At 58.1% G+C, this 4,742-nt stretch carries 5 protein-coding genes; 3 read left to right on the top strand and 2 right to left on the bottom strand.

Going from position 1 to position 4,742, the window contains the following annotated elements:
• Positions 1 to 777 (bottom strand): SLC13 family permease (locus EN925_RS24100; protein ID WP_206632900.1); only part of this gene is annotated, 777 nt, incomplete at its 3' end.
• 1,143 nt (positions 778 to 1,920) lie between these two features.
• Between EN925_RS24100 and EN925_RS24090 the strand changes: the two genes are divergently transcribed.
• Positions 1,921 to 2,850 (top strand): NAD(P)/FAD-dependent oxidoreductase, encoded by a 930-nt coding sequence (locus EN925_RS24090; protein ID WP_348630362.1) that lies wholly within the window; start codon positions 1,921 to 1,923, stop codon positions 2,848 to 2,850.
• A 63-nt stretch (positions 2,851 to 2,913) separates the two neighbouring features.
• On the opposite strand, the gene EN925_RS24085 is transcribed toward EN925_RS24090, so the two are convergent.
• Complete coding sequence (locus tag EN925_RS24085) at positions 2,914 to 3,153, bottom strand: hypothetical protein (RefSeq protein WP_027161858.1); 240 nt, start codon at positions 3,151 to 3,153, stop codon at positions 2,914 to 2,916.
• 686 nt (positions 3,154 to 3,839) lie between these two features.
• Here EN925_RS24085 and EN925_RS24080 point away from each other — a divergent pair.
• Positions 3,840 to 4,133 (top strand): helix-turn-helix transcriptional regulator, encoded by a 294-nt coding sequence (locus EN925_RS24080; RefSeq protein WP_127369011.1) that lies wholly within the window; start codon positions 3,840 to 3,842, stop codon positions 4,131 to 4,133.
• A gap of 239 nt (positions 4,134 to 4,372) precedes the next feature.
• Complete coding sequence (locus EN925_RS39765) at positions 4,373 to 4,624, top strand: hypothetical protein (RefSeq protein ID WP_164753952.1); 252 nt, start codon at positions 4,373 to 4,375, stop codon at positions 4,622 to 4,624.
• Positions 4,625 to 4,742 lie beyond the last annotated feature (118 nt).

Genomic DNA, 4,742 nt, shown 5'->3' with positions numbered 1-4,742 from the left:
CATCCGCATCGTGCGATTGCGCAGGATCGACGTCACGATTGCATCGCCCCCGGCGAGCTTCATGAGGTCTGCGACGGTTTTCCCGAGCACCGTGGAGTCGGCGACAATTCGAGCCTCTGTAAGGTAATTCTTGATGTCGAGGGCTTCATTCAGTGACCCGCCATGCTTTTCGCGCACCGGCAACAACCAATAGAAAAACAGCAGGAAGATCGTTCCGGCAGCGGCTATGGCAGCTCCAACAGGTGTGAAGTCGAACATTGTGAAGGCGGTTCCGATCAGCTCCTCTCGCACTCGGGACACTACGATGTTGGGTGATGTTCCCACCTGCGTCATTAGTCCGCCGAGCAGTGACCCGAATGCCATGGGCATCAAGAATATCGAGGGTGAAATGTTAGACCGGCGCGCGAACTGGAAGGCGATCGGAATCATGATAGCGAGCGCCCCGATATTCTTTACAAAGGCAGAGAGGATCGTGACCACGATCACCAGCAGCGCCAGTTGCGACCGAACTCCCGATAATTTCGGAGCAAAGCGCTTGATCGCTGCCTCCATGATACCCGAGCGTGCTATCCCTGCGCTCACCAGCAGAGCACTGCCGACAATAATCACGATATCGTCGCTGAACCCGCTGAAGGCTTCGTCAAAAGGCACAATGCCAACCGCGACAGCAAGCAACAGTGCCACAGCCGCGACCAGATCATATCGATAGCGACCCCACACGAACGCTGCCATCATCACGAAGGTTACGGCAAATGACAAAATTTGCGGCGTAGTCATGTCTTCGAATGCCCCGGCCCGCCAGTGCGACTAATGAGAACGGCCAAACCGCCCCTTTTGTTGCTTCGCTCATTGCTGCGCCAAAGCGGTCCGGCGGCGTTTGGCCAGGAGCGGATCGGCAGCGTTTAGAAACGGATTTTACGAAGCGGTCTTCGGACTTTGACAGACATCGATGTGCCCCGACCAATCCGACGCTTCAGCCCCAAACCAGGAAGGCCCGAGCCGAGATCAAAAAGCATGCGCTTGCCTCATGTCGAGTCCACCTGGAAAATCGCCCGGACACCACGGATCGGGCGGCGTGCGGAGATCTTTTTCTCACCTGAAGTGCCACAGCAACACCCCCGATATGCAGGGAGGGTGCCTCTGGTGCCTGACCCGTGTGCGAGCAGTTTTCTTCGCTACATTCGATTCTCAGGAAGCTTGAATCACGCGGCCTCTCTTTTGTTTTCGTAGCTGACAGGAGCCCCCTCGAAAGCCAGATCACTCCCGCGAGCCCAGTTCTTCTCAGCATCGATCAGCTCATTCTCCCCAGTCAAGCCGTTCAGAAACAGCCTGAGTACGTGCGCAGCTGTCCGTTCTCCGGCCCGCGAAGCAACAGGTACGCCGCGCTGTTCGCAGACCGTCGCACAAACACGGGCAAGCATCACAATATCGCTCGGTTCCAAAAATCGACCTGGATACAACATACCGTCCTCTGTTGGAAAGCCTCGTGAGCCTTTGATTACGCGAGGTCACCGGCAGCAACAATCAACTATGATAGTCTGCACCTCGACTGGGTCAGTAAATTTGAGCGGCCCTTCAGACGATCAGCATTGCGCCCCTCCGGATCGGAAGGACGGGGCTATCAGGTGGGTTTTCCCGGCAGGTCGATCCGATTCGAATCGCGTGGGCTTGGGAAATGCGCACGGTCGCAGGTTTAAGGCAAGTTGGCCGGTGAAATGCCATGTCGGCATTTCGGGCACCTCGAATTGAAGCCTGATTTGCAGGAGCTGGAATCGCTTGATGGCGAAGATTGCGCAAATCAGATCGAGGCGCGCGCCATCGCCCGGTGAAAGGGACCTCGACGAGTTGCCGCGTAAACGTTTGGAGGCCTGACCGTCGCTCATCCCCTCTGCCAAAGCAGGGAACAAGATCCTGTTTGCAATGTTGGGCGAAATGCCAATTTCTTCCCCCGGTCATGAATTCGACGTGGCTATAGTCGGCGGCGGCCCCGCAGGACTTGCGGCAGGCATGTATCTGGCCAGATTCCTGCATTCGGTGATCGTGGTAGACGCCGGCGACGCACGAGCCAAGCTCATTCCAAAATCGCATAACTGTCCTGGCTTCCCGGACGGCGTAGGCGGGTCAGAGTTGCTCGGCCGTCTCAAAGCCCAGGCACAGAGATACGGTGCAGGCGTAGTGGACGGTCGTGTAGCGGGCGCCAAGAAGCGCGACGGGACCTTTGTGCTGACGACCACCTTCGGGACCATCCGAGCAAAGCGCGTGGTTCTTGCAACCGGGATCGTGGACAAGGCCCCGGCAATAGAAGGGCTGGAGGAGGCCGTCGCGGCCGGCACTGTCCGACTGTGTCCGGTCTGCGACGCCTATGAGGCCGTGGGCAAGCGCATTGGCGTCGTCGGCCCAGAGCATCTGGCGCTCAAGGAAGCCCTGTTTTTGAAGGAGTACAGCGGTCAGGTTACCTTGCTCGCCAACTATCCGGAGGATATTTCCGATGCCGCCCGCGGCATGGCCTCGGCAGGCGCCATCGAAATCTGGGACACCGTCGAGGATCTTGTTGCTCGAGCAACCGGGTTCGGCGTTGTCATGGCCGACGGTGCGCCAATGCGGGAATTGGATGTGGTGTACCCCGCAATGGGGTCTGATGTGCGCTCTGAACTTGCCGCCGCACTCGGTGCAGAGTGTGACGCGCAAGGATATGTTCTGGTCAGCCGACACCTCGAAACGTCGACTGCGGGTCTCTATGCCATTGGAGACGTGGCTGAGGGTCTCAATCAAATTGCCGTTGCGTTTGGCCATGCCGCCACCGCAGCAACACATATCCACAATGCACTTCAGTCTAGACCGGAAAGCTGACCGGCCACCCTAGCACAGGGCGCGCGCCATAACGCTCCAGGTCAGTGCGCTTCGAAGGACGCTTCAGATCCGCTCACCGGTGGCCGGCCTCGGGCGCGAAACGTTCAAATCAATTTTGTCCGGCAGGTCTGGCCAGGCATTTTTGATAGCGGTGGTTGTCATTCGATGGACAGGCGGGATGATGACCATCCGGACGTGTCGTTCAGGCCAGAGCGGGTTCCCGAAAATCAGAAAAACGACTGCTACCAGGACACTGACCAACCCCGCTGCAAACACGTTCGCGATGATCTCACCAGGCTGCATACACTCTCCATGAATGAGTACCCGCCACGCCAAGCGAGCCGTGGCGGGTAAACAACCAACCGACGATGAAGGGACGATGATCGACGGTCACATTCCAAATGTGGAAAAGGCTTCCTTGTTTCATAGGTCAGACCTTTGCGATTCCATGTCGGGCTTTGGTCGGGCCCAGACACGGTAGAGTGCTTGCAATGAGGTGTGTAGCAGCGCCAGCGCGAAGGCCCGTCATCAGCAACAAACCAGGTTGCCTGGATCCGCAACATATTTAGTGGGTCCGCCCCCACTTGCGGGTAGAGGCGGACCCGGGCGAGGCTTGGGGACCTCGACCGGCAGCGGGGGACGCTGCCGCTCTTCCAACCTGCCGTGGCATATCAGGTTCCGCTGATTAACAAAAAGCCGGCCACCGCGAAGTGGTGGCGGGCAGGTTCTGGAGTGTGCTGGGACCAACCAGCATAGGTCAACGAGCCGCAACAGGGTTGGTTGCGATAGCGGGCGGACGCCGGCCAACCCTCAGCGCTCGCTTCAGGCGCCCACTGCTTGCCCCCCTCGTCCCAGTGCCGGCCTATTGCCTGACGCATGCATCGCTGAGACATCGCTCGTGACGACCGTCCCCCGCGCGGGAATTGCTCGATCTTTCGATCGTCGATAGATCGAAGGAACATTTTAGACGTATCGAATGTTCAAATCCTATGGACAGCCGAACCCAACTTTCACCAGCTCAATCGAGAGCAGCACGCGCCCTGCTGAACTGGCCGCGAGTACGGCTTGCCGCAAAAGCGAGCGTTAGCGAAATGACGATCAGAGATTTTGAGAACGGTATTCGAAATCCGCGTCCCCACAAGATCGCGGCCATGCGTCAGGCGTTTGAGAACGCGGGAATTGCTTTCACCTTCGAAGGCGCTCCATCGCTAGCCCGCCCTGAAGGGCATAGCAGTCTCTCCACCACCAATAGAATGTGGCGCAGCCGGCAGAGACAAGCATAACGATAAAGGTCCTTGAGCCTCGTATTAGCAATCCACTTGACCCACAGCCCACCTAAAGGCGCGAGCCAAGAAACCGGTCAAGCCGGTGAGGCGTCGTTGCTGTATGCATCGTTTGAACATTACTTCCGATACGCTCCTGACTTCTTCATTGACCTCGTCAGGCTTGGTACCGGCATCACCGGCGGCTGGTCCGCAAGGTCGCTGGCAGCCATGGGGGGAGCCGGTTCTGGAAACGGCAGATGGCTCGCGATCCAATCGTCGAGGAACCTGCGGCCGCGAGCATCATCCGGTCAAACCAGGATCGTAGTGGAGATGGCATCGTGCATCGTGCCATAGAGGCTGTCGATGGGCTGGCGGAAGCGTCCATGCAGTCACGATGCTTTCAGCTCATCGAACCTCGGGCGCCAAAGAGTGTTCCGTTGGTTTTTGCTGAAATGGCGGGAACTTTTTCCTCCGGCGGTGATTTTCGTCGCCATGACAAAACTGTCTGACCTTGGACCTCGCATCCCTCGCAACGGGGGTAATTGCATTCGCGAAAAGGACCGCTTCTACGCGTGTCCATCTTGCGGCCAGAAAGTCGAGCAGACCGATTTGCGGCAAGGCATGTGG

The sequence above is a fragment of the Mesorhizobium sp. M7A.F.Ca.US.006.04.2.1 genome, from assembly GCF_004022915.1.
Classification (GTDB): Bacteria; Pseudomonadota; Alphaproteobacteria; order Rhizobiales; family Rhizobiaceae; genus Mesorhizobium; species Mesorhizobium ciceri.
The sequence above is the reverse complement of the archived record's forward strand: the minus strand, read 5'-3'. Positions and strand labels throughout refer to the sequence as shown.

What these genes read in the sequence shown, in the direction of transcription:
- EN925_RS24090 (WP_348630362.1), top strand. Translation starts at nt 1,921, where the DNA reads ATGTTGGGCGAAATGCCAATTTCTTCCCCCGGTCATGAATTCGACGTG.
- EN925_RS24085 (WP_027161858.1), bottom strand. Translation starts at nt 3,153, where the DNA reads ATGCAGCCTGGTGAGATCATCGCGAACGTGTTTGCAGCGGGGTTGGTC.
- EN925_RS24080 (WP_127369011.1), top strand. Translation starts at nt 3,840, where the DNA reads ATGGACAGCCGAACCCAACTTTCACCAGCTCAATCGAGAGCAGCACGC.
- EN925_RS39765 (WP_164753952.1), top strand. Translation starts at nt 4,373, where the DNA reads ATGGCTCGCGATCCAATCGTCGAGGAACCTGCGGCCGCGAGCATCATC.